The 25,101-nt window shown below is 63.6% G+C and carries 22 protein-coding genes; 3 read left to right on the forward strand and 19 right to left on the reverse strand.

Going from position 1 to position 25,101, the window contains the following annotated elements:
* Positions 1-170: 170 nt before the first annotated feature.
* Together KI794_RS08530 and KI794_RS08535 are read left to right on the forward strand one after the other, a co-directional pair.
* Positions 171-1,397, forward strand: coding sequence for a DUF349 domain-containing protein (locus tag KI794_RS08530; protein WP_255807762.1), 1,227 nt, complete (start codon positions 171-173; stop codon positions 1,395-1,397).
* Positions 1,398-1,475: 78 nt separating this feature from the next.
* Positions 1,476-2,123 carry a hypothetical protein gene (locus KI794_RS08535; RefSeq protein WP_255807763.1) on the forward strand — a complete coding sequence of 216 codons (648 nt, stop codon included), beginning with the start codon at positions 1,476-1,478 and terminating at the stop codon, positions 2,121-2,123.
* A gap of 55 nt (positions 2,124-2,178) precedes the next feature.
* Here the strand turns inward: KI794_RS08535 and KI794_RS08540 are convergent, their stop codons facing one another.
* The 7 genes from KI794_RS08540 to leuA form a co-directional block, all read right to left on the reverse strand.
* Positions 2,179-4,383, reverse strand: coding sequence for a RelA/SpoT family protein (locus tag KI794_RS08540; RefSeq protein WP_255809753.1), 2,205 nt, complete (start codon positions 4,381-4,383; stop codon positions 2,179-2,181).
* A gap of 201 nt (positions 4,384-4,584) precedes the next feature.
* Positions 4,585-5,610 carry a protein translocase subunit SecF gene (gene secF / locus KI794_RS08545; RefSeq protein ID WP_255807764.1) on the reverse strand — a complete coding sequence of 342 codons (1,026 nt, stop codon included), beginning with the start codon at positions 5,608-5,610 and terminating at the stop codon, positions 4,585-4,587.
* Between the two features lies 1 nt (position 5,611).
* Positions 5,612-7,447 (reverse strand): protein translocase subunit SecD, encoded by a 1,836-nt coding sequence (secD, locus tag KI794_RS08550; RefSeq protein WP_255807765.1) that lies wholly within the window; start codon positions 7,445-7,447, stop codon positions 5,612-5,614.
* A gap of 52 nt (positions 7,448-7,499) precedes the next feature.
* Positions 7,500-7,979, reverse strand: coding sequence for a preprotein translocase subunit YajC (gene yajC, locus KI794_RS08555; RefSeq protein ID WP_255807766.1), 480 nt, complete (start codon positions 7,977-7,979; stop codon positions 7,500-7,502).
* Between the two features lie 91 nt (positions 7,980-8,070).
* On the reverse strand, positions 8,071-9,066 hold the full coding sequence (gene ruvB / locus KI794_RS08560) for a Holliday junction branch migration DNA helicase RuvB (RefSeq protein WP_119283906.1): 996 nt from the start codon (positions 9,064-9,066) through the stop codon (positions 8,071-8,073).
* An 8-nt stretch (positions 9,067-9,074) separates the two neighbouring features.
* On the reverse strand, positions 9,075-9,683 hold the full coding sequence (ruvA, locus tag KI794_RS08565; RefSeq protein WP_119283907.1) for a Holliday junction branch migration protein RuvA: 609 nt from the start codon (positions 9,681-9,683) through the stop codon (positions 9,075-9,077).
* Positions 9,684-9,786: 103 nt separating this feature from the next.
* Entirely contained in the window at positions 9,787-11,553 is a 1,767-nt protein-coding gene (gene leuA / locus KI794_RS08570) for a 2-isopropylmalate synthase (RefSeq protein WP_255807767.1), read from the reverse strand.
* Positions 11,554-11,708: 155 nt separating this feature from the next.
* Between leuA and KI794_RS08575 the strand changes: the two genes are divergently transcribed.
* Positions 11,709-13,514 (forward strand): DUF2207 family protein, encoded by a 1,806-nt coding sequence (locus KI794_RS08575; RefSeq protein WP_255807768.1) that lies wholly within the window; start codon positions 11,709-11,711, stop codon positions 13,512-13,514.
* On the opposite strand, the gene KI794_RS08580 is transcribed toward KI794_RS08575, so the two are convergent.
* The 12 genes from KI794_RS08580 to lepA all read right to left on the reverse strand — a co-directional run bounded on the left by KI794_RS08580 (position 13,511) and on the right by lepA (position 25,031).
* On the reverse strand, positions 13,511-13,897 hold the full coding sequence (locus KI794_RS08580) for a DUF5684 domain-containing protein (protein ID WP_255807769.1): 387 nt from the start codon (positions 13,895-13,897) through the stop codon (positions 13,511-13,513). The genes KI794_RS08575 and KI794_RS08580 overlap by 4 nt on opposite strands.
* 275 nt (positions 13,898-14,172) lie before the next feature.
* Positions 14,173-15,144: a GTPase Era gene (gene era, locus KI794_RS08585; RefSeq protein WP_119283911.1), complete on the reverse strand. Its 972-nt coding sequence runs from the start codon at positions 15,142-15,144 to the stop codon at positions 14,173-14,175.
* Positions 15,141-16,046, reverse strand: coding sequence for a hemolysin family protein (locus KI794_RS08590; protein WP_255807773.1), 906 nt, complete (start codon positions 16,044-16,046; stop codon positions 15,141-15,143). The genes era and KI794_RS08590 overlap by 4 nt, the downstream gene beginning before the upstream one ends.
* Positions 16,047-16,051: 5 nt before the next feature.
* A complete protein-coding gene (gene ybeY / locus KI794_RS08595) occupies positions 16,052-16,507 on the reverse strand; it encodes an rRNA maturation RNase YbeY (protein ID WP_119283912.1) in 456 nt (151 codons plus the stop codon).
* Positions 16,504-17,646 (reverse strand): PhoH family protein, encoded by a 1,143-nt coding sequence (locus KI794_RS08600; RefSeq protein WP_255807776.1) that lies wholly within the window; start codon positions 17,644-17,646, stop codon positions 16,504-16,506. The genes ybeY and KI794_RS08600 overlap by 4 nt, the downstream gene beginning before the upstream one ends.
* A 28-nt stretch (positions 17,647-17,674) precedes the next feature.
* Positions 17,675-18,022 carry a histidine triad nucleotide-binding protein gene (locus KI794_RS08605; RefSeq protein ID WP_119283914.1) on the reverse strand — a complete coding sequence of 116 codons (348 nt, stop codon included), beginning with the start codon at positions 18,020-18,022 and terminating at the stop codon, positions 17,675-17,677.
* Positions 18,023-18,121: 99 nt separating this feature from the next.
* Positions 18,122-18,856: a 16S rRNA (uracil(1498)-N(3))-methyltransferase gene (locus KI794_RS08610; protein ID WP_255807779.1), complete on the reverse strand. Its 735-nt coding sequence runs from the start codon at positions 18,854-18,856 to the stop codon at positions 18,122-18,124.
* Positions 18,857-18,858: 2 nt separating this feature from the next.
* Positions 18,859-19,950, reverse strand: a complete 1,092-nt coding sequence (gene dnaJ / locus KI794_RS08615) for a molecular chaperone DnaJ (protein WP_119283916.1) — start codon at positions 19,948-19,950, stop codon at positions 18,859-18,861.
* Between the two features lie 76 nt (positions 19,951-20,026).
* A complete protein-coding gene (hrcA, locus tag KI794_RS08620) occupies positions 20,027-21,058 on the reverse strand; it encodes a heat-inducible transcriptional repressor HrcA (RefSeq protein WP_119283917.1) in 1,032 nt (343 codons plus the stop codon).
* A gap of 45 nt (positions 21,059-21,103) precedes the next feature.
* Complete coding sequence (gene hemW / locus KI794_RS08625) at positions 21,104-22,345, reverse strand: radical SAM family heme chaperone HemW (protein ID WP_119283918.1); 1,242 nt, start codon at positions 22,343-22,345, stop codon at positions 21,104-21,106.
* A gap of 2 nt (positions 22,346-22,347) precedes the next feature.
* Complete coding sequence (locus tag KI794_RS08630) at positions 22,348-23,148, reverse strand: DUF1990 family protein (protein WP_255807782.1); 801 nt, start codon at positions 23,146-23,148, stop codon at positions 22,348-22,350.
* 29 nt (positions 23,149-23,177) lie between these two features.
* Entirely contained in the window at positions 23,178-25,031 is a 1,854-nt protein-coding gene (lepA, locus tag KI794_RS08635) for a translation elongation factor 4 (RefSeq protein ID WP_119283920.1), read from the reverse strand.
* Positions 25,032-25,101 lie beyond the last annotated feature (70 nt).

A 25,101-nucleotide genomic window follows, 5' to 3' on the forward strand; every position in this document is an offset into this window, starting at 1 on the left:
CACCGCCAACGGAGCCGTCGAAGCGGCCGGGCCTTGAATCTGGGTCACGACACAATGCTACCGACCACCCCCGACAATCATGCTCAGCAGGGCGCTCTGTGGCATAGTGGAGGGGTCTATCTAGTAACGCGGTCGGTACAGCCGATCCCACACGACAGGTGAGCAACACGGTGAGTGAAGCGACGAACGAGAAGCCCTGGGGCAGGGTTGGCGACGATCGTACGGTCTACGTACGCGAGGGAGAGGGCGAGCGTGCAGTCGGCGCGTTCCCAGACGGCACCCCCGAGGAAGCCCTGGCGTACTTCGAGCGGAAGTTTGCGGACCTCGCCGGCGCCGTGACGCTGCTTGAGGCGCGTATTGCACGCGGCACCGCCGACGCATCGGTTGCGGGTACCGTGAAGAAGCTCGAGGAGCAGCTCGTCGAGCCCGCAGCAGTCGGCGACATCGCCTCACTGCGCACCCGCGTTGCGAAGCTCGCTGAGAAGGCCGCAGCGTTCGGCGAACAGCAGCAGCAGGAGCGCGAGGCAGCGCGCGAAGAGGCCGTCGCAAAGCGTGAGGCAATCGTCGCGGAGGCCGAGCAGCTCGCAGCGCAGCCCGAGGCATCGATCCGGTGGAAGGACACGAGCGCAGCTTTCGAGCGGCTGTTCACCGAGTGGCAGAACGCGCAGCGTTCGGGCCCCCACGTACCGAAGCCGCAGGCCGATGCGATGTGGAAGCGCTTCCGGGCCGCCCGCCAGAGCTTTGATACTGCTCGCCGCGCGCATTTCTCCCAGATGGATGCGAACAACAAGGATGTGAAGACGCGCAAGGAGAAGCTCATCGCTGCTGCCGAAGCGCTCGCAGACCGCGGCCTCGACGGAATCCCCGCGTACCGCAATCTGCTCGAAGACTGGAAGCAGGCCGGCCGCGCGAGCCGCAAGCTCGACGACCAGCTCTGGGCGCGCTTCAAGGCTGCAGGCGACGTGCTCTACCAAGCGAAGGCCGAGGAGGTCGCGCAGACCAACGAGGAGTACCAGGCAAACCTCGTCGCGAAGCAGGCAGTTCTCGACGACGCGAAGCCGATTCTTGAGCTCAGTGAGCACACTGCCGCGCGCAAGCAGCTCACGGCGATCCAGCTCCGCTGGGACGAGATCGGCCGCGTGCCTCGCGAAGCACTTCGTGACATCGAGGGCCAGCTGCGCCGCATTGAGGAGCACGTGAAGGGCCTCGAAGAGGAGCACTGGCGGAAGACCAACCCGGAAACAAAGGCCCGCAGCGAGGGGCTGCGCGGTCAGCTCGAGTCGTCGATCGCCGAGCTCGAGGCCGAGATCGCGGGCGCCAAGGATGCGAAGGCGAAGGCTTCGGCCGAAGAGAAGCTCGCGACCCAGAAGTCGTGGCTCGCCGCGCTCGGCGACTAGTATTCGCGGAAGACACAGTTATCCACAGATAGACGCCCTGCCCTGGTACCCCCGGGGCGGGGCGTTCATTCTTGGGGCATGACCTCACACAGCTCCTCCAGGCAAGTTCCGACCGCGCGGGCTGACCCGCAATCGAGCGGAGCACCGCCATCGACGAGTCGGCCCATCCCGTCGCCGCCGCGAGTTGATCACTGGGCGCCAGCTCTCCGCTCGGCTGCGCTGCTCACAGGGACGCTCGTACGGAGCGGGCCGGGGCTACGCCCTGTGTCGTGGCCTGACACCGAGAAAAGTCGCTGCGCAGCGCTCGGCGGGTTGCTCCTCGAACGCTACGCTGCCGCCGAACAGACGGCTGCGTGGATCTGGGGAGCATGCAGGTCCCCCGGCCCCAGAATGAGACTCATTACCCTGCGTGGCCGCGCGCCCGCCGAATTCGAACTCGTTGGTCTCCGGCGCCTCGCAAGCATCAGCCACTTCCGTCTCGTGGAGGGAGATATCGCGCGGATCGGAGAATACAGCGTGACAAGCCGCTCACGCACTGTCTACGACCTGTTGCGCTCCCCCGAGCCTTTCACCGCCGCACGGCTCGTTGCAGCCCGGCTCCTCATGCTCACAGAACCGGGAATTGCCGACAGGCTGGCGACCCGAGCGGATGCGGCGAGCCCTATCGACCGGGCTCGCGTCAGAGAACGCCTACGAGCGCTCGGACTCACACCGCAGGGCGCATAGCCGCGCGGCGCGTCGGGTTGTCGCCACCATGGCGGTCACGCGACACAGGCGTGCGTCAGTTCGTCAGCCGATAGACGTCGTACACGCCGTCAATGCGCCGCACAGCGTTCAGCACGTGATCGAGGTGGGTTGCGTTCGCCATCTCGAAGAGGAACCTGCTGATCGCAAGGCGAGAGCTCGACGTGTTCACGGATGCTGACAGGATGTTCACGTGGTGCTCAGAGAGCGTCCGTGTCACGTCTGAGAGCAAGCCAGAGCGGTCGAGGGCCTCAACCTGAATCTGCACCAGAAACACGCTCTTCGATGTCGGCGCCCACTCCACGTCGACAACGCGTTCAGACTGCGACTGCAGGCTCTTAAAGTTGTGGCAGTCAGTGCGGTGCACTGACACGCCCTGTCCCTTTGTCACGAACCCGCGAATCTCATCGCCAGGCACTGGCGTGCAGCACTTTGCGAGCTTCGCAAGCACGTCTGATGCACCCTTGACGACAACGCCGCTCGACGTGGCACGGGTCGGCTGCGCTCGCGGAGTGTCAACGAGCGGGACGCTCAGCGCGGCCGGCTCGGTCGATGCTTGATCGTCGAACAGCAGAGCAGCGACTTTCTCTACGACCGACTGCGCCGAGACGTTGCCCTCACCGATCGCAGCGTACAGAGTTGTCACGTCAGCGTAGTTGAGCTGCAGCGCAACCTGTTGGAGCGCCTCGGAGTTCATCACCTGATGCAGCGGAAGACTCTGCCTACGGAGCGCCTTCGTCAGCTCCTGCTTGCCGGTCTCTGCGGCTTCCTCACGGCGTTCCTTAGTGAACCACTGCCGAATCTTGTTCTGTGCCCGCTTGCTCTTCACGAAGCCAAGCCACGACTTGTTCGGGCCCGCATTCGGGTCCTTCGACGTGAAGACCTCGACCACGTCGCCGTTTTGCAGGGCGGTTTCGAGCGGCACGAGCCGCCCGTTCACCCGAGCTCCCATCGTGCGGTGACCAACCTCGGTGTGCACCGCGTAGGCGAAGTCGACAGTCGTGCCGCCCGCCGGAAGTCCGATGACTCGCCCCTTCGGGGTGAAGACGTAGACTTCCTTCGCACCAATCTCGAAACGCAGGGCGTCGAGGAACTCGCTTGGATCCTCCGTTTCGGCCTGCCAGTCAGAGATGTGTGCGAGCCAGGCCATATCGTTCGAGGCTGTCTGCTTGTCAGCCCCGGGCTGACGCTGCTTGTACTTCCAGTGAGCCGCGACGCCGTACTCTGCACGCTGATGCATCTCGACGGTGCGGATTTGAATCTCGACCGCACGACCATCGGGGCCAATGACTGTGGTGTGTAGCGACTGGTACAGATTGAACTTCGGTGTCGCGATGTAGTCCTTGAACCTGCCCGGAATCGGCGTCCACCGAGCGTGCACCGCTCCGAGCACTGCGTAACAGTCGCGAATTGAGTTCACAAGCACGCGAATGCCCACAAGGTCGTAGATGTCGTCGAAGTCACGGCCGCGCACGATCATCTTCTGATAGATCGAGTACAGCTCCTTCGGGCGCCCCGTGACCTCGCCCTTGATCCGCGCCTCGCGCAGGTCAGTCTCGATTGAACCGATCACCTTGCCAACAAGTTCGTCGCGCTGCGGGTTGCGCTGCTTCACGAGATTGTCGATCTCAGCGTAAAGCTTGGGCTTCAGCACGGCGAACGAGAGGTCTTCGAGCTCGGTCTTCATTGACTGGATGCCGAGCCTGTGCGCGAGCGGTGCGTAAATCTCGAGGGTCTCTTGCGCCTTCCGCTTCGCCGAATCGCCAGAGACGAAACCCCATGTGCGTGCGTTGTGGAGCCTGTCGGCGAGCTTGATGACAAGCACGCGGATGTCCTTCGACATTGCAACAACCATCTTGCGCACGGTTTCCGCCTGCGCGGAGTCTCCGTACTTCACCTTGTCGAGCTTCGTGACACCGTCAACGAGCATTGCGATCTCTTCGCCGAAGTCGCGCGTCAACTCTTCGAGCGAGTACTCGGTGTCCTCGACCGTGTCGTGCAGCAGCGCTGCAGCGATCGCGACGGGCGCGACGCCAAGATCAGCGAGGATCTTCGAGACAGCGATCGGGTGAGTGATGTATGGCTCACCGCTCTTACGCTTCTGACCACGGTGAGCGCGCTCTGCGACGTCGTAGGCGCGTGAGATGACTGAGAGGTCTGCGCGCGGGTAATTCGCACGCACGGTGCGCATCACCTCTTCGATCGCGCCGTGGGTGGCGCCGCGTGAGAAAATTCGCGGCACCAACCGGCGCAGCGAAGTCGTATTCGCCTGTGTCGCGTCTGAACTCACCACCGCAGCCTCCTCAACTGATTGAACGTTACACCAGGGTGTGCGCATTCCTTGAATCGTGTGTGCGACACCCCGTGGTTTCTACGCAGAAAGGGGCCCTCCCTGGTAAGAAGGACCCCTCTTCTGGATCGTGCTCGAAGCTCCGAGCAGCACCTAGCTTGCGGGCGCCGCCTCAACGAGATCGGACTCCACCTGCTTCGCGCGCTGACGCAGGATGCGCTCGTCGCGCTCCTTGATCTCTCTCTCGCCTACTCGAAGGTGGGCGTAGGCGGGCGATGCGACGAAGATCGTCGAGTACGCGCCTGCGAGGATGCCGATGAAGAGCGCGAGCGAGATGTCACGCAGCGTACCCGCCCCGAGTAGGCCAGCGCCAACGAACAGGATCGAGGCGACCGGCAGCAGCGCGACGACTGAGGTGTTGATCGACCGAACAAGGGTCTGGTTCACTGCGAGGTTCACTGCCTCGCTATATGTGCGGGAGTCGCTCAGCTCACCAGGGCTCGTGTTCTCGCGGATCTTGTCGAACACCACGACGGTGTCGTACAGGGAGTAGCCAAGGATCGTCAGGAAGCCAATCATCGCCGCTGGGGTGACCTCAAACCCGGCGAGACCGTAGACGCCCGCTGTAATGATGAGGTCATGGAACAGCGCAAGCATCGCTGCAAGCGACATCTTCCAGGTGCGGAAGTAGATCGCCATGACAAGAGCAGCAAGCAGGATGAACACGACGAGGGCGATAATCGCCTGCTTCGTGATGTCTTGCCCCCAGACGGGGCCGATGAACGAGTACGTGACCTCATCAGCGTCGACTCCGTAGCCCTTGGCGAGCGCTTCGGTGACTGCCTTGTTCTGGGCATCATCGAGCGCTTCGGTCTGCACGCGGACCTCATTCTGGCCGAGCACCGAGATACGAGGCGCAGAGCCCGGCAGCGTCTCGGCGACAGCCTTGGCGGCCACGTCAGGATCGCGATCCTGACTGTTCGCCACGTGCACCTGGAACTGGCTTCCACCAGTGAACTCGATTCCCAGCTGGAACCCGCCGCGCAGGAAGGGACCAACGACGGCGATGATCAACAGGACTGCCGAGATCGTGTACCACAGCTTGCGCCTGCCAACGAAGTCGATCGACTTCTCGCCGGTGTAGAGGGCATTGCCAAATTCAGCGAATGAGCGAGCCATTTCAGCTCTCCTTTCCTGCGCCGGCAGACTCGGCTGCCTTGCGCTCGGCGATCGTCTGGCGACGCTCGGCCTCACCACGGCTCTTTGCGACCTTCTTGCCGCTGCCCTTCGAAGCCACGACGGGCTCTCGGAACTTCGCGCGGCCCTGGTAGACGGCGCCAAGCTGGCGGGGATCGAGCCCCGAGAACTTGTAGCCGCCACTGTAGACACGGGTCCGGGCGAGCAACGTCATCATCGGGTGGGTGAAGAGTGCGACAACGAGCACGTCAACGATCGTTGTCAGGCCCAGGGTGAACGCGAAGCCCTTCACATTGCCGACGGCGAGGACGAACAGCACGACTGCAGCGAGCAAGTTCACGCCATCGGAGGCGAGGATTGTACGAAGCGCGCGCTTCCATCCACCCTCGACCGCGGCATTGATGCCGAAGCCGTCGCGCAGCTGGTCTCGGATGCGCTCGAAGTAGACGATAAATGAGTCGGCCGTGAAGCCGATGGCAACGATGATGCCCGCGACACCGGCGAGCGACAATCGGTAGCCCTGGCGCCACGAGAAGAACGTGAGCAGCAGGTACGTCAGGATCGCTGCGACCGCCAGCGAGGCGATAGTGAGCGTGCCGAGCAGTCGGTATTGGAAGAGCGAATACACGACGACGAGGCCGAGGCCGATCAGGCCCGCCAGGAGCCCGCCGAGCAGCTGGTTTGCACCAAGGGTTGAAGAAATATCTTCCTGGCTCTGCACGGTGAAGCTCATGGGCAAGGCGCCGAACTTCAGCTGATCGGCAAGCACCTGGGCACTTTCCTTGGTGAAGTTACCCGAGATCGCCGGGCGACCATCAAGAATCTGCGCGTTCATCGTCGGGGCCGAGATGACCTTGCCGTCAAGCACGAACGCGAACTGGTTGAGCGGGGGCTGCTTCCCGTAGAGGCGGGTCGAGACCTTGCCGAACTTCTGCGAGCCCTCCTTGTTCATCGTGATTGCGACTTCCCAGCGGCCAGTAGTGCCGGTGCCGCCCTGAATCGACTGCTGCTGCGAGACAGCATCAGTGATGACGTCACCCGAGAGCTCTACAGGACCGAGGACGTACTTCAGCATGCCTGTCTCATCGCACGTGATGAGCGGCTTGTCGTCAGCGGCGTTCGCAACCTCAAGCGCGTTGTCTGATGTGCAAGTGAACGACGCGAACTCCTCGAGAAGCGCAGGAGTAAGCCAGGCCTGATCCGCCGGATCCGACGGGAGCGGATCCGGGTACAGGTCGCCGGTGTCTGCGTCCGAGGCAGTGCCGTCAGCTGCCGGCTCGTCTGCCGAGTCGCCAGTGGCGGCATCTGCCGCAGTGTCACCGGCAGCCGCCTCATCGGCGGCATTGTCGCCAGCGGCGGCATCCCCATCCGCGCCCTCAACGCTTTCGCCGGTGTCCTCGGGCTGCGCCGCACCAGCGGCCGCTTCCAGGAAGACCCCACGGAAGTCGAGCGCAGCCGAAGCCTGGATGCGCTGGAGCGTTGCGTCATCGACCTTGCCGGGAATCGCAACCGAGATATGGTTGTTTCCCTGCGTGGTGATCTCGGCCTCAGAAACGCCAGAAGCGTTCACTCGCTGCCTGAGGATCTCCACAGCCTGGTCAAGCTGCTCTCCGGTGACGGCTTTGCCGTCGTTCTGGTTTGCGGCAAGCAGAATCTGCGTGCCGCCCTGCAGGTCGAGCGCTAGCTTCGGAGTCCAGGTCGCATCACTGCGGAACACACCGAGCGTGATGAGCCCAGTGAGTCCGACAATGATGGCGAGCAGGAAAATGAGCGAGCGACGTGCGCTCCGCACCGCGGGCGCGACGGATGATTTCGCCAAGACAGCTGTCTCGCTTTCAGATAACGGTGTGAAGCATCACACCGGAGGGTCCTTACTCCTTGTCGGAGTTCTTGTCGTCGCGCTTCTCAGCGGTGGTTGCACCGCCGAGATCTGTCGCTGCATCGATTGTTGAATCGACTGCCGAATCAGTTGCCGAATCAACTGTCGACTCTGCCTCAGTCGCTGCGTCATCAGCCGCAGCGAAGCGCTCGCCAAACTCTGGGTCGTCGTCGGGAGCGAGCGTCGCTGCTTCGTTCTCCTCAACGGGTGCATCTGCGGGGGTCACAATCTGGCCGACAGCGTTGCGGTGGACAACGAGCGTGCTCGTGCCGCTCTGCACGGTGACGCGGTTCTCTTCCTCATCGACAGAAACGATGGTGCCGTAGATCCCTGACTGAAGCATGACCTCTGCACCCGGCTGCATGTTGTTCTGCATCTCTGCCATCTGCGCCTGGCGCTTCTTGCTGTTGCGGAACATGAAGAAAATGAGCACGGCGACGAGGCCAAGCATGATGAGTGTCATCGGATCCATGAGGCGGAGACCCTTCCAAAGTTAGTGAGCGCGCCCTTGAACACGCACGGACTGCACAAGTCTAGCGGGGTTTCCTGCGAGCGCCAGCACCCTACGGGGATGGTGGGGCGATCCCCAGATGCGCCCACCCGAGCGAGGTCGCGATACGGCCACGCGGGGACCTTGCAATAAGGCCAGCCCGCATGAGGAACGGCTCGACAACGGATTCGATCGTCTCAGCCTCTTCCCCGACCGAGGCCGCCAGAGTCGAGAGCCCGACCGGTCCGCCAGCAAAGCGCTCGACGATGATTCGCAGCACCTCCCGGTCGAGCCTGTCGAGCCCGTGCTCGTCGACGTCATACAGCGAGAGCGCGGCCCGAACAGAACGCTCGTCGGGCTGGGTGCCGTGCACCAGCGTGTAGTCCCGCACTCGACGCAGAAGCCTGTTCGCGATGCGCGGCGTCCCGCGCGAGCGCCCGGCGATCTCGACGACTCCGGCATCGTGGAGCGGAAAGTCGAGTAGTCCCGCGGCGCGGCTCAGTACCCCCTCCAGCTCAGAGGTGGCGTAGTACTCGAGGTGCGCGGTAAACCCGAACCTGTCGCGCAGCGGATTCGGCAGCAGGCCAGCTCGCGTCGTCGCACCGACAAGGGTAAAGGGGGCAAGCTCGAGCGGAACCGACGTTGCCCCTGCGCCCTTACCAACCATGATGTCGACTTTGAAGTCTTCCATCGCAAGGTAGAGCATCTCCTCGGCGCTGCGTGCCATTCGGTGAATCTCATCGATGAACAACACCTCACCGGGCGTGAGTGCCGATAGCACCGCAGCGAGATCACCTGCGTGCTGGATCGCGGGGCCAGACGTCTGCTGGAGCGGCACCCCGAGCTCGGTCGCCACGATCATCGACAGAGTTGTCTTACCAAGGCCCGGCGGCCCGGCAAGCAAAATATGGTCGGGCGTGCGGCCGTCAATCTGGGCTGCCCCGAGGAGCAGGCCGAGCTGCTCACGAACCTTTTCTTGTCCGACAAACTCGGCGAGCGATCCTGGCCGGAGCGCGCCCTCGTAGCTCACCTCGGTTGGCAGCGCCTGGGGTGAGAGCTCCCCGGACATTGGCGCGCTCATCGGCGCCCCCGCTGCAGCAGAGTGAGCGCAGCTCGTAGCAGTTGCGCGTTCGTCATCTCGGCGCCGGCGTCACGGGCATCACTCACCGCCTGACGGGCCTCACCCTCGCTCCAGCCGAGTCCCTGCAGGCCCTCGGTGACGGCTTCGATCAGCGCTTCGTCCGGGGCGGCAACCACCGCCTCCTCGCCGGCGTCCTCGAACGCGAGCGCGCTCAGCTTGCCAGCGAGCGAAACAGTGATGAGCTTTGCGGTCTTCGGGCCGATCCCAGACACCTTGCGAAACGGCTTATCGTCTTCGGCGGTGACTGCGCGAACAATCTCGCCCGGCGACAGCTCAGAGAGCACGCCGAGGCCGGATCGGGGCCCGACTCCCGAGACGCCGATCAAGAACCCGAATGTCGCGAGCTCCGCCTCGGTCTCGAAGCCGTAGAGCGTGAGCGAATCCTCGCGCACAACAAGCGAGGTGTGCAAGAAGAGTTGCTCCCCCGGTGTGCGCTGCGCCATGCGACCGCTCGGCACCTCAACACGCATGCCGACACCGCCAACACCAAGCACTACCCAGCCGGCACCAGAGGCCAGCACTTCACCGCGTAACGAAGCAATCACACGCCAAGCCTATGGGGATGACGCACAAACCCCGCTGCGCCACACCGCAAATTCGAACATATGTGCGAATAGGGTGGGGCAGCGGGGTTCTGCACCGAGGGAGCTAAGCGGAAACCGCTTCGCGCTGCGCAGCTGAGTTGCGGACCGAACGGTTCACTGCAGACACGATTGCCTTCAACGTCGCACGGCTCGTGTCAGGGTCGATACCGACGCCCCACAGGCGCTGGCCGTCAACCTCGAGATCAACGTAGGCGGCTGCGACAGCGTCACCACCCTCGCTCATCGCATGCTCGACATAATCAAACAGCGTGACGGCATGACCAGAATCGTTCAGGGAATTAATGAACGCATCGACGGGCCCGTTGCCCTGGGAGGTTTCTTCGCGCTGCTCGTCACCGTCACGGTATTCGACGGTGAGGTTCGTGACACCGTCGCCAGCGCTGACGCTTGACGTGCGGAACAGCTCGTAACGCCCCCAGCGCTCGACGCCGTCGACCCCTGTCGAGGGCAGATACTCGTCTTGGAAAATTGTCCAGATGGCATCGCTTGAGACCTCGCCACCCTCGGAGTCGGTGACACCCTGCACCACGGCACTGAACTCAATCTGCAGCCTGCGCGGCAGGTCGAGCGAGTGGTCCGTCTTCAGCAGGTAGGCAACGCCTCCCTTGCCTGACTGGGAGTTCACGCGAATGACGGCTTCGTACGAGCGACCGAGATCCTTCGGGTCAACTGGCAGGTACGGGACTGCCCACTCGACCTCATCGATCGAGACGCCTGCGGCGTCGGCGTCAGCCTGCATACGCTCGAAGCCCTTTTTGATCGCGTCCTGATGTGAGCCGGAGAACGCGGTGTAGACGAGGTCACCCGCCCACGGGCTCCGCTCGGGGACGCGCAGCTGGTTGCAGTACTCGGCAGTGCGGCGAACCTCGTCAAGGCGGGAGAAGTCGATCTGCGGGTCGATACCCTGGGTGAACATGTTGATGCCGAGCGCGACGAGGTCGACGTTACCGGTTCGCTCACCGTTGCCAAACAGGCACCCCTCGATGCGATCGGCGCCAGCCATGTAGCCGAGCTCTGCCGCGGCAACCGCCGTGCCCCTGTCATTGTGGGGATGCAGCGACAGGATGACGTTCTCACGGTGGTTCAGGTTGCGCCCCATCCACTCGATCGAGTCGGCGTAGACGTTCGGCGTCGCCATCTCAACTGTCGAGGGCAGATTGATGATGACCTTGCGCTCTGGGGTCGGCTCAAACACCTCGAGCACGGCGTTGCAGACCTCCGCAGCGTATTCGAGCTCTGTGCCCGTGTACGACTCAGGAGAGTACTCATAGTAAATATCTGTGTCTTCGCAGATGTGCTCAGCCGCACGGCAGAGCTTGGCTCCCTCGACGGCGATCTGCTTGATGCCCTCGCGGTCTGAGCGGAACACCACATCGCGCTGCAAGATGGAGGTCGAGTTGTACAGGTGCACGATCGCCTGCTTCGCGCCGACAAGCGACTCGTAGGTGCGGGTGATGAGGTGCTCGCGCGCCTGAGTGAGCACCTGAATCGTAACGTCGTCAGGGATCGCGTTCTCTTCGATGAGCTGGCGAACAAAGTCAAAGTCGGTCTGGCTCGCCGATGGGAACCCGACCTCGATCTCCTTGTAGCCCATCTGCACGAGCAGGTCGAACATGACCCGCTTGCGCTCGGGGCTCATGGGATCGATAAGCGCCTGGTTGCCGTCGCGGAGGTCCACGGCGCACCAGCGTGGCGCCTCAGTGATCTGCTTCGTCGGCCAGGTGCGATCGGGCAGCTCAACGGGAATGATCTCGCTGTACGGACGGTAGCGGTGGATTGGCATACCGGAGGGCTGCTGCATGTTCTTCATGACGTTTCCTTCTTCGTTTCGTTCGCTCAGCCAAACACAAACACCGCGACGAGGAAGGCCTGAGACTGAATTAGTTCGAAGTCGAGGACTCGTCGCGGCAGCTAAGAAGAAGCGAGCCGAACAGCATGGGAACAGTTTAGCGTAACCTCGACGATATGCGAAAATTTCTGCGGACAAGCTCGCTCGTACTCGCCGCCACGGGTCTACTCGCCGTTCCGACGCTTGCGGCAAGCCCCGCCTTCGCGGACGTCGACGACTTCTCGTACGACTCGTGGCACGTCGACGCCGAAGTCGGAGTGGACGATGCGGGCCGCGCAGTTGCAACGGTGACCGAAACCATCAGTCCACGCTTCCCCGAGACCGACCAGAACCGGGGCATCGTCCGCGGGATCCCGATCAACTATGAACGCGCCTCGACGGATCCGCGCGATTTCACGGTCACCGACGCCGGGGGCACGCCCGTGCCGTTCGAGGTCGACGATGAGGATGGCTTCCGCATCGTACTTGTCGGCGACGACAATTACGTGCACGGCCCCCAAACGTACGTACTGAGCTACACGCTCTCCGACGTCGTGCTCCCCCGCGATGACGGCGCCGCGGACGAGTTCTACTGGGACCTCCTCGACTTCGAACACGTGCAGCCCGTCGCCAACTTCAGCGCCGAGGTGTCGTTTTCCGACGCCATAGCGCCGAGCCTCGACGGCAACGGCAGGTGCTACTTCGGGCCCCCCAAAAGCACGGCCGAGTGCGCCATGACCGGCTCCGGTACCGAGGCGGATCCGATCCGCGTTTCCGATCTCCCGCTCGGCCCGCGGGAAGGCGTCACCGTCGCAATCGGACTCACACCAGGCGCCGTCGCGCAGCCGCCACAGCGCCTGCCAAACTTCGCGCTCGACGGCATGCCGATCATTATCGGAGGGGCCGGTCTGGCGACAGCGGTCGCGGGCGGGATCAGCGTCGCGCGCTTCCGAGGCAAGCGCAGCACTGCTCGGGGAACCATCGTGCCCCAGTACGACGTTCCCACGAGTCTCCCGCCGCTGCTCGCTGCTCCGGTCTTTGGCGGAGGCGCCGCTGCGCCGGCGGCCGCGGAGATCATCCACCTGGCGGTGCTCGGGGCGACTAGGCTTGAAGAGGACGAGCGCGCCGGCAAGAGAAAGAGCAAGCGCGCCCAGATCGTCCGGGTGCTCGATCCACAACGGGCAGTTGACGAGCTCGACGCGCGCACGCTCGCTGCCCTCGTGCCCGGGGCCGAGCCGGGCGCCGCGAAGGCAATTCCTCAGAAGAGCACAAAGTTCGCCGAGAAGATGACGAAGCTGACTGCCTCAGGCGCTGCTGCGGCCGTTGCGCGAGGCTACCTCGAGAAGGCCCACGCGCCGGGCGGACGGGCGTTCGGGTACACGACGATCGCAATTGGAGCGGTGCTGTTGGCGCTGGGGATCGTCGGGCTCGCAACGCGCGGCTCCGCGCTGCCTGCACTCTTCCTCTTCGGCGGCCTGCTCCTCGCCGGAGTTGGCGTGTTCGCCGCCGTCAAGCACACCGTGCACACTCGCCTCGGGGCCGAAACTCGGGAGTACCTTGAGGGAGTTCGCCTCTTCATCAAGGTCGCTGAGGAAGACAGGATCACTACGCTGCAGTCGGCGAGCGGTGCCGAGCGCCGGGAGGTCGACGGCATGGCGGTGATCCACCTATACGAGCGGCTGCTCCCCTACGCGATGCTTTTCAATCTCGAGAAGGAGTGGACGAAGACCCTGCAGGTGCATTACGAGCAGCAGCAGAACTACGTGCCCTACTGGTACCCGGCGCTCGCCGTGCACGGTCTCGGCAGCTTCCAGAGCACGCTCGCGAGCTACACCGAATCGCTGTCAAGCTCGGTGAGCTACACCTCGTCGAGTTCAGGCGGCTCGACAGGCGGAGGCTTCGCTGGCGGAGGCGGCGGAGGCGGTTTCAGCGGAGGCCGCTAGTGGGCCCGCGGCTGGTACCGTGCGTCTCCCAAGCCGATGATGAAGTATCCGATGACGGGGAACATCCACAACAGGAAGACTGAGAATGCGCCACCCTTCCCGAAGTTGGCACCGAGGCGCAGGGCGACGAAAATCGCGAAGATAAAGCCGACGATCGGAATCAGATAGAGCAGCGACATCCACGCCGAGTAGCCCGCGATCTTCACGACGAGGATCACGTTCACGATGGGAATGAACGCGAGGATTCCGGGGTAGCCGGCCTTCGAGAACATCTTCCACGCAGCAATCGCGAATACCACGTAGAAGATGATGGCGATGACAGAGGTCGTGCCTGAGAAGATCGCGGCAATTGCCTCGTCCATTGGCGTATTCGATGGGAGCATGCGGACAAGTCTATGAGTCTGAGCGGCCCGCGTCGACGTTCATCGAGCTGAACGGATCAACGGCGCCTGAAACCACACGCTACGGCCGCCCAGCAGGCTAGCTGAATAGGAGCAACGACGGGTTCGCGACGTCGCCAGTGATGCCGGCAGCTCCACTTACCACACGCGGCAACGGGACGAGCGCTTGGATGTTAGCGCCGGAGCCACCAGCGCGCAGCCGGTGGGCTCTGGGGGCTCCCACCGGCTACAGCGTCGCGTGCGTGCGCACTGGCTCGCTAGAACCCAAGCCTGCCGAGCGCCTTCGGGTCGCGCTGCCACTCCTTCATCACCTTCACGCGGAGCGACAGATAGACCCTGCGTCCGAGCAACGCCTCGATCTCGCGCCGTGCGTCTTCGCCAATCTGACGCAGGCGAGAGCCACCTTTGCCGATAACGATGCCCTTCTGACTGTCGCGCTCGACGTAGAGCGATGCATAAAGCTCGAGCAGCCCAAGTTCGCCCTCGCTCTCTGGCTCACGCTCTTCGCGGTCGTCGACGGTCACAGCGAGTGAGTGTGGAAGCTCCTCACGGGCTTCGCGGAGCGCTGCCTCGCGAATAAGTTCGGCGATCCTGTCGTCTTCAGACTCGTCTGTTGACGACTCATCGTCGTAGAGCGGCGGCGACACAGGCATCAGCTGCAGCAGCTCATCGCTCAAGATGTCGAGCTGCTCTCTGGTGACAGCAGAAATCGGCACCACTGCGTCCCACTCGCGCAGCTCCCCCAGGCGCAGGAGTTGGTCAAAGATCTCCGACTTTGATGCCTCGTCAACCTTCGTGAGAATCGCAACCTTCTTCGCCCGCGGAAAATCGTTCAGCCTGTCATTGATGAACCTGTCGCCAGGACCGAGCTTCTCATTCGCTGGGACGCAAAACCCGATGACGTCGACGTCGCCGAGCATCGACTCGACGAGCGCATTCAGGCGCTCGCCCAGCAGCGTACGGGGACGGTGGATGCCGGGAGTGTCGACGATGATGAGCTGGCCGTCTGGCCTGTGCGCGATGCCGCGGATCGCCCGGCGCGTGGTTTGCGGTTTCGGGCTCGTGATCGCGATCTTCTCACCAACGAGCGCGTTCGTCAGCGTCGACTTACCGACGTTCGGACGGCCGACGAATGAGACAAATCCTGCCCGGAAATTCTCGCTCGCGGGCACCTCACCACCATTCGCAGTGTCTGCTGCCTCTGGACTGTTCGTGTCGGGTACGTTCATGCGGTGTCCTCAGGGGTCTGTGCCGCGGGCTCCGCGGGTTCGTGAATCGCGCGGGCGCGCGCGGTAATGAGTCGTTTGCGTCGGCGCTCGGTGTCGATGGCCTCGAGCTCGATGCCCTCGCCCCTCACGCGATCGCCAACCTCCGGCAGCCTGCCAAGCCACTTGGCGAAGAGTCCGCCGACCGTATCGACCTCCTCATCGTCGAGCTCGATCTCGAAGAGCTCTCCAAGGTCGTCGATGGGCAACATGGCGCTCACAAGAAACAGGCCAGGGGCCTCCTCGACAACCTCTGGGGTTTCGCGGTCGTGCTCGTCGCTAATGTCGCCGAGCACCTCCTCGATGAGGTCCTCGAGGGTGACAAGCCCGGAAATGCCTCCGTACTCGTCGACGACGAGTGCGAGATGGTTCGACTCTTGCTGCATCCGACGCAGCAGCTTATCGGCGCGTTGCACCTCGGGCACAAACATCGCGGGCTTCATGATTCGGGTAACGAGGACCTCTTCTGCTTCTTCAGGTCGCCGCAGTACGAAGCCGCTCGCATCCCGTAGGTACATCACCCCGAGTACCTCATCAACATCATCACCGACGACCGGAACACGTGAGTGTCGCGAGTTCAACAGCAGCTCGAGTCCGTCTCGGATGGACACCTCAGAGTCGACCGTGACCATGTCGGTGCGGGGCACCATGACCTCTCGCACGAGCGTGTCGCCGAACTCCACAATCGAGTGGATGTAGTCCCTGTCGCCTTCCTCGAGGAGGGCGAGTTCGGTCGCCTGGTCAACCATCGACAACAACTGCTGCTCGTCGCGCACGCGGCCACGACCGAGAGCTACGCGCTCAGCAATCCGCCGGACAGCGGTGCTCGCGCGCTCGAACAGCGGCGGGAGGTCGTCGTCGCTCACCGAGCTCACCGTTCTCGAGTGCTAAACGCGAGAACAAGATCGCGCTGCAGGCCGAACATCTCGGCCTCCTCATCGGGGGTGCCATGATCGAAGCCGAGCAGGTGAAGCATGCCGTGCGTGACGAGCACGGTGAGCTCCTGCTCGAGTGAATGACCGGCGTTCTCGGCTTGCACGAGGGCGACCTGCGGGCACACAACGATGTCGCCGAGCAGACCTGCGGGCGCCTGTGCGTCGGGTCGCCCGGGGCGCAGCTCGTCCATCGGGAAACTGAGCACGTCTGTCGGTCCAGGCTCGTCCATCCACTGGACGTGCAGCTGTTCGATCGCTGCCTCGTCGACGAACATGAGGCTGAGCTCGGTATCGGGGTGCACGTACATCGATTCGAGCACAAAGCTCACGAGCCGCTGCAGCCGGTCTTCGCCGACGGCGACCCCTGATTCATTGTTGATCTCGACGCTCATCGGTCGCGCTTCCCTTCTGTAATGTCTGTGGTGTCCGTGTCAGGGGCGGCTTCGCCAGTGCTCTCGTGGCCAGTGCTCTCGTGGCCAGTGCTCGAGTTGCCGTTCGAGCGCGAGCCCAACTTCCCCGGCCCGCCCGTTTGGCGCTCATCGTACGAGGCATACGCGTCGACGATCCTGCCGACGAGGCTGTGTCGAACTATGTCGTCCGCGGTGAGTTCGGCGAAATGAATATCTTCGACGCCGCGCAAGATGCGAGTCACGACGCGCAACCCGCTCTGCTTGATCGGCAGGTCGACCTGCGTCATATCCCCTGTGACGACAATCTTCGAGCCGTAGCCGAGCCGGGTCAGAAACATCTTCATCTGTTCCGGCGTCGTGTTCTGCGCCTCGTCGAGCACAACGAACGCCTCATTGAGCGTGCGACCGCGCATGTATGCGAGTGGCGCGACCTCGATTGTGCCGTTCGCGAGTAGCTTCGGTACGAGATCCTGATCCATCATCGAGCCGACCGCGTCAAACAACGGCCGCAGGTACGGGTCGATCTTGTCCTCAAGGCTCCCAGGAAGGTACCCGAGGCGCTCGCCAGCCTCAACGGCTGGCCGAGTGAGCACAATCTTCGAGACCTCGCGCCGCTGCAGCGCCTGTACAGCCTTCGCCATCGCCAGATACGTCTTGCCTGTGCCCGCTGGGCCGAGCCCGAACACAATTGTGTTCGCGTCGATCGCGTTCACGTATTCGCGCTGCCCCTGCGTCTGCGGACGAACCGAGTTACCGCGCACGGTCAGGATCGGCTCGCTCAGGGTGATCGCGGCGCGCGGTCCGTCTCCGTCGCGCACCATTTTTGCGATCGCGCGCACGTCGGTGCGCGACACAGTACCGCTTCGGCGCGCAAGTTCGAGAATCTCGCGCACGAGCTGCTCCGCAGCTCGGACGGCGCTCGTCTCGCCGCGGATTGACAGCACGTCGTTGCGTGCGTTGAACTGCACGTTTGGGTGCTGCGATTCGAGGTCGGCAAGGAGTTGGTCTCGGTGGCCGAGGAATGACGCGAGTTCGACACCTGTGAGTGTCACGGTGCGCTCAAGCTGCGGTTCCGTCCGCCGCTCGCCAGGCGCGTCGGCCTCGGCGTCGTTCCCCGTCATGTCGCGCTCGGCTCGCGGCGCGTTCGGTTCAGAACCCAAGGAGGGATCGCTCCTCAAGGTTCGCGATGATGTGCGCGTGCACGTGGAACACAGTCTGCCCTGCGCTCGCGCCGTTGTTGAAGATCAAGCGGTACTCGCCGTTTGCGTGTTCGTCGGCGAGCTTCTTTGCGACGGCGACGATCTCGGCGAGGAGCTCTGGATCGCCTGCGGCGAGCTCTGTCACATCTCGGTACTCGGTCGTCTTCGGGATGACAAGGATGTGCACCGGCGCCTGCGGGTTGATATCGGGGAACGCGATGACGCGATCGGTCTCAGCGAGCAGCGTCGCCGGAATCTCTCCCGAAATGATTTTGCCAAATACGGTCTCTTCAGCCATGCACTCAGTCTACCTTCGCCGTGCGGATCAGCGGGAGGGAGTGGGTGTGAGCAGCACTTTGCAGCTCGCTGGCGGTCGCTGCGGCGAGAGAACTGGCACTCACCAGCGTCCTAGCGACGCGTTGAGCACGGCGATAGCTGCGGGGCCGGCCGACGAAGTTCGGAGAACGTCGTCGCCGAGCAGCACAATCCGCCGCTCTCCTGGGCCCGGCGCGGTGAGCGCCTCAAGCTCTGCGTCACTCAGTCCGCCCTCAGGGCCGACCACAAGGTACACGTCGTGGTCGCCAGCTGGCCTCCATGCGCTCAACCGATCCTCGCCACGTGGGTGGAGCGCGAGAAGGGCACCGTTAACGCCGGCGAGCTCGGCCGTCGTCACAGGCGAGAGCACCTCCGGGATCCAGGCGCGCATCGACTGCTTCGACGCCTCTCGTGCGATGCGCGACCACTTCGCGACGCCCTTCTCTGCTTTGTCACCGCTCCAGCGCGATATCGAGCGCTCCGCCTGCCACGGCAGGATCGCGTCGACACCGAACTCGGTCGCCTGTTCGACGGCGCGTTCATCACGGTCTCCCTTTGCGAGCGCCTGGACGAGCACAATCCGACGGGTCGGTGCAGGCGTCACCTCGATGCGCTCGACCGTCAGAGTAAAGCTATCGCGGCCCAGCTCCTCAACGGTGCCGAACGCTCTGAGGCCAGAGCCGTTGCCGACAATCGTGTGTTCGCCAACGCGCAGCCGGCTCACCCGAACGGCGTGGCGGCCCTCGTCTCCCGAGATCGTGAGCTGACGCCCCGGCGCGGTCGCGACGAGAGACTCGTCAAAGTAGAGATTCGCCACGGCTATCCGAAGAATCGGTCGCGCAGCTTGCCAAAGAAGCTCTGCTTGAACTCCCCGAAGTGCGGTGGTTCTTCCTTGCGGAGCTTCGCGAGCTGTTCAACGAGCGACTTCTCTTTGTGCGAGAGCTTCGTCGGTGTGGCGACCTGCATCGCGATCTTCAGATCGCCGCGAGACGTCGAGCGCAGTCCCTGGATGCCGCGGCCGCGAACTGACAGGAGATCGCCCGACTGGGTGCCAGCCGGAATCTCGACCTTCACGCTCCCGTCAAGTGAATCGACCTCAACCTCGGTGCCGAGGATCGCATCAGTCATCGAGACCTGCATCGTGCTCAACAGATCGTTGCCGTCGCGGCTGAAGACGTCGTCGTGTTCGACGCGGAACTCGATGAACAGGTCCCCGTTCGGCCCGCCAAACGGCCCGACCTCGCCGCCACCACGCATCTGCATGCGCGTGCCCGTGTCGATGCCCGAGGGAATGTCGACCTGCATCGAGCGACGCTCGCGCAACCTGCCCTTTCCTGCACACTCAACACACGGGTTCTCGATGATCGTGCCATACCCCTGGCAGCTCCCGCAGGGATGCATCGTCACAACGTTGCCAAACAGCGACCGTACCTCGCGCTGCACCTGACCCTGCCCACGGCAGACGTCACACGTTACCGGGTGCGTGCCAGGCTGGCAGCCGTTGCCACCGCACGTATTGCAGAGCACGGCCGTGTTCACCGTGATGTCACGCTGCACGCCGAAGATCACCTCTGAGAGCTTCACGTCGACGCGAATCAGCGCATCCTCGCCCCGCTCCTCGCGGGCACGGGGCCCGCGAGAGCCGCCACCAAAACCGCCACCGAAGAAGGTCTCGAAGATGTCGCCGAACCCGCCGGCTCCACCTTGCTGACCACCCATGTCATAGCGCTGGCGCTGCTCGGGATCGCTCAGCACGTCATAGGCGTGCGTGACGCTCTTGAACTGCTCGGCGGCCTCGTCGCTCGGGTTCACATCGGGGTGCAGCTGGCGAGCCAGCTTGCGATACGCCTTCTTGATCTCTTCGAGGCTCGCTTCGCGAGAAACGCCGAGCGTCTCGTAGTGATCCGCCACTGTTGTACTCCTAGGTGTCGTGGATTGGGTAATGGTGCTGGGACCGGCTAGCGCGCACGCGCAAGACCCGAAGCCCTCAGCGGTCTTCGCTCAACAGCTTGTTGAGGTATCTGGCAACGGCACGGACCGCCTGGATATTCCCGGCGTAGTCCATGCGAAGCGGACCGAGCACGCCGAGTCTGGACGCGCCTAGTTGTTCATAGTTTGTCGCGATGATCGACGCATCGGAGAGCCCATACGCCTCATTCTCGCGCCCGATCGAAGCGGCGATATCGCGCTCGTCCTGCACAAGTTCGCCGAACAACCGAAGCAACGTCACCTGCTCCTCAATTGCTTCGAGCACCGTCGGCAGCGCCCCGGCAAACTCTCCCGGCCTTGTCAGGTTTGCTGCGCCCGCCACGGCGATCCTGTCGCTGCGGTTTGCTTGCAGCTGCTGCGAAACCGCCCCAAGCACAAGCTCGGCGAGTGGTGCGTCGGCAGGACCAACCAACGTGTGCACCGTCGCGGCAAGCTCGGCCACAGCGCGATCTGCTGCGTCGATGTCCTGGCCAACGATGTTCGCTGCGATACGCTCGCGAACGGCTGTGAGCCACGGTTCGTTCGCACGCTCCGCTGGAAGCATGGCCGTCTGCTGCTCGACGACTCCGTTTCCGAGGATGAGCACGCAGAGCACTCGATTCTCGCCGAGAGCGACAAGGTCAATGTGTCTGACGGCGACTGTGCGCAGCGACGGATACTGCACGACCGCAACCTGATTCGTGAGCTGCGACAGTAGGCGCACCGTGCGCGCCATGACGTCGTCAAGATCACTCGACTCGCCAAGAAACCGCTCGATCGCCGAACGCTGCGCGGCTGTCATTGGCCGGAGCTTCGCGAGTGTGTCGACGTACAGGCGGTAGCCCTTGTCGGTTGGCACCCGCCCCGAAGACGTGTGGGTCTGAGCGATAAGCTCGTCGTCTTCAAGCAGCGCCATGTCGTTGCGAATCGTCGCGGCAGATACGCCAAACGAATGGCGCTCCACGATCGATTTCGAGCCGACGGGCTCGTTGAGCGCGACGTAGTCACTCACGATGGCGTGCAGCACGGCGAGACTGCGCTCTGGAACCATCACGCACCGCCTTTCTGGCACTCGAACAACCTGAGTGCCAGTCTACTACCGCAGGAGGTGTCCGACGACTGTGTCAGCCAGCAGCCGGCCGCGGAGCGTCGGCACGATCCTGCGCTCGGTCCCGCCGACCCCAAGCGCCGCGCGGCCATCCACGAGGCCATCCGCGATCAGGGCGGGCACGGCGGCCCGACCCTGTTCGCTGAGAGCGTCGATCGCGAAGCCGTCAGCGATGCGGGTCTCGAGCAATACGCGCTCGCTATAGCGTGCTTCGTCAGTCAGGAGCTCACGGGCGTGAGCCGGAGACAGGCCCTGCCCCATCCGTTCGGCGTAGGCCCGCGGATGCTTCACGTTCCACCATCGCAGGCCCCCAATGTGGCTGTGAGCGCCGGGGCCCGCGCCCCACCAGTCTTCGCCGGTCCAATATGACAGGTTGTGTCGCGACCGCGTCTCGCGAGAACGCGACCAATTGCTGATCTCGTACCAGTCATAGCCCGCTCCCGAGAGCTTGGAGTCAAGGAGCTCGTACATCTCGGCGTGCAGATCGTCGTCTGGAGCCGCGACTTCGCCGCGCCGGATCTGCCCTGCAAGCTTCGTACCCGCCTCAACGATCAGCGCGTACGCCGAGAGGTGGTCAGGTTCGTTCGCGAGCGCGGCATCAAGCGAACGCTCCCAGTCGGCGAGCGACTCGCCAGGCGTGCCGTAAATGAGATCAAGGCTCACCTGCAGGCCGGCTGCGCGCGCGGCGTCAACGACAACAGGGACCCGCTCGGGGCTGTGCGTCCGATCGAGCGTGCGAAGCACATGGGGCATCGCCGACTGCATCCCGAAGCTCACCCGGGTGAACCCGGCCTCGGCGAGTGTGTCGAGGTACTGAGCGTCGACCGAATCAGGGTTCGCCTCCGTTGTCACCTCAGCGTCTGGGGCAATCCCCCACTCGTCTCGGATGCGACCGAGCACCATTGCCAAATCAGACGCAGGCAAAAGCGTCGGGGTGCCTCCCCCGAAAAAGACAGTCGATACCTCGCGATCGGGGAGCCCGGCCGCGCGCATCACCTTGGCGCCAAAGCTCAGCTCCGTCGCAGCTTCAGCAGCGTATCCGGCCTGACTCGCGCCACCGCCAAGCTCACTCGCAGTGTAGGTGTTGAAGTCGCAGTAGCCGCAGCGCACCCTGCAGTATGGCACGTGGACGTAGACGCCAAACGCGCGATCGGGCGCGCCCGCGAGCACGCTCGCCGGGAGTGCCCCGTCGGCCGGAGCCGGATCGCCTTCGGGGAGCACACTCGGCATTATCAGTCGTCCCGCGAGGTGTCGCCGTCAGTCTCCACACTGTCAGTCCCGGCCCCAGTGCTCGTTCCGGCGTCGACACTCGCATCGCCATCGGCACTGGCATCCGCACTGGCACCGGCGTCGGCGTCGGGATCGCTCGACGCGTCCGCGGGTACGCTTCCTCCGTTGCCCGTCGAAGCGACTCCGCCGCGAATAGCGGCGCCAGGAGCAAGAGCCCCAACGAGCGCCTGCGCAAGCTCGATCACGTCACGCAGTTCGCCGCGCTGCTTGATCCCTGCCATGAGCCCCGAGCTCGTCAGGAAAGTGAAGCCCCGAGCCACTGCCCAGACGGTGCCGTCAGCTCGCTGCTCGACAGTCAGCAACTGCTCGCCGAAACCTGAGACAGTCTCGCGGTCGCCCCAGGCGAATCCGAGCCGCTGGGGCTCGTCAACAGTCGAAATCACGAGGATTGGTCGCGGCTTTTTTGCGGCGTCGGAGGTGAGCGTCGCGGTGGTACCTGGCAGCACGTAGGCTTCACCTTCAGGGCTGAAGAGCTCCTCGGGCTCCTCGCCAAGTTCAGGCGTTCCACCATCGTCAAACTGCACGCCAACGTAGTCGGCCTGCTCGCCGAGCACGATGTCGCTGACAGTGAGGCCAGCGGCGCGGTGCGCGCCCCAGGTCATGAGCTGATTCGCTGCAGCGAGGAAACGCTCTTGGCCGCTCCCGAGCTGCAACGCCTCCTCGTATGGGGTGCTGCCAGCCGGCGGGAACCGCATGAGATCAGGTGCGCCAGACGCCCCGATCGCCGCATACGCAACTGGCATGCTCGTATAACTAGACCTGCGTGGACCTGTCACTTCTTCGACGATTCCTTACCCTCGACGTCGCCAGAGAGCGCGGCGATGAATGCCTCCTGTGGCACCTCGACGCGACCGACCATCTTCATCCGCTTCTTGCCCTCTTTCTGCTTCTCGAGCAGCTTGCGCTTACGACTGATGTCGCCGCCGTAACACTTCGCGAGGACGTCCTTGCGGATCGCGCGAATGTTCTCGCGGGCGATCACACGGGCGCCAATGGCAGCCTGGATGGGCACTTCGAACTGCTGACGCGGGATGAGTTTGCGCAGGCGCTCGGTCATCATCGTGCCGTAGGAGTACGCGTTGTCGCGATGAACGATCGCGGAGAATGCGTCGACAGCCTCGCCCTGCAGCAGGATGTCGACCTTCACGAGGTCCGCCTCTTGCTCGCCACTCGGCTCGTAGTCGAGGCTCGCGTACCCCTGGGTGCGACTCTTCAGGTGGTCAAAGAAGTCAAAGACGATCTCACCCATCGGGATGTTGTAGCGGAGCTCGACGCGCTCACCAAGGTACTCCATGCCAAGCAGGCTCCCGCGCCGCGACTGGCAGAGCTCCATGATCGCGCCAACGTAGTCCTTCGGCGCAAGCACTGCCGCGCGCACCATGGGCTCGCGAACGCTCGCGATCTTGCCGTCGGGGTACTCGGACGGGTTCGTCACGGTGACCTCAGTACCGTCCTCCTTCGTGACCTCGTAGATCACGCTCGGAGCCGTCGTAATGAGATCGAGATCGAACTCGCGGCGCAGCCGCTCGGTGATGATCTCGAGGTGGAGCAGTCCGAGGAAGCCGCAGCGGAAGCCGAAGCCGAGTGCAACCGAGGTTTCCGGCTCGTACTGGAGTGCCGCGTCTGAGAGTTTGAGCTTGTCGAGCGCCTCGCGGAGCACGGGGTAATCGGAGCCGTCGAGCGGATACAGGCCTGAGAAGACCATCGGCTTCGGGTCCGTGTATCCTGGCAGCGCCTCTGTGGCGCCCTTGAGCTTGCTCGTGACGGTGTCGCCAACCTTCGACTGGCGCACGTCCTTCACGCCGGTGATGAGGTAGCCGACTTCGCCGACGGCGAGCCCCTTGGTGGGAGTCGGGCCCGGCGAGGAAACGCCGATCTCGAGCGCCTCGTACTCGGCGCCGGTCGACATCATCTGGACCTTTTCACGGGGCGTGAGCTTGCCATCGACCATTCGAACGTAGGTCACAACACCCCGGTACGGGTCATAGACCGAGTCGAAGATCATCGCCCGAGCCGGCGCATCGGTCTCTCCGATCGGCGCTGGGATGCGCGCAACGACAACGTCAAGGAGCTCCTCGACGCCAGCGCCAGTCTTTCCGGACACCTTGAGTACCTCGTCGGGATCGCCGCCGATGAGGTCGGTGATCTCGCGGGCGACCCGCTCAGGGTCGGCCGCGGGTAGATCAATCTTGTTCAACACGGGAATGATCTCGAGGTCGTTCTCCATCGCGAGGTATAGGTTCGCGAGAGTCTGAGCCTCAATTCCCTGCGCGGCGTCAACGAGCAAGATCGCGCCTTCGCAGGCAGCAAGCGAACGAGAGACCTCATACGAGAAGTCGACGTGACCCGGAGTGTCGATCATGTTGAGGGCATACTCACCACCTTCCGACTGCCAGTGCATACGCACTGCCTGCGACTTGATGGTGATTCCGCGCTCTCGCTCGATATCCATATTGTCGAGGTACTGGGCGCGCATGTCGCGATCGGCCACCGTACCGGTGACCTGGAGCATGCGGTCGGCAAGCGTCGACTTGCCGTGGTCGATGTGCGCGATGATGCAGAAGTTACGGATCATCGTGGGGTCGGTCGACGCCGGCACCGGTGGTTTCAGACTGCGTGGAGACATTGCCAGCCATTATCTCACGCACCAGCCGCTCTCAGCACCAGCTCACCGCGGGTCTTCTTTGCGGGCAGAG

Origin of the sequence: Leucobacter aridicollis, assembly GCF_024399335.1 — a bacterium.
In the GTDB taxonomy this organism is placed as follows: Bacteria; Actinomycetota; Actinomycetes; order Actinomycetales; family Microbacteriaceae; genus Leucobacter; species Leucobacter aridicollis_A.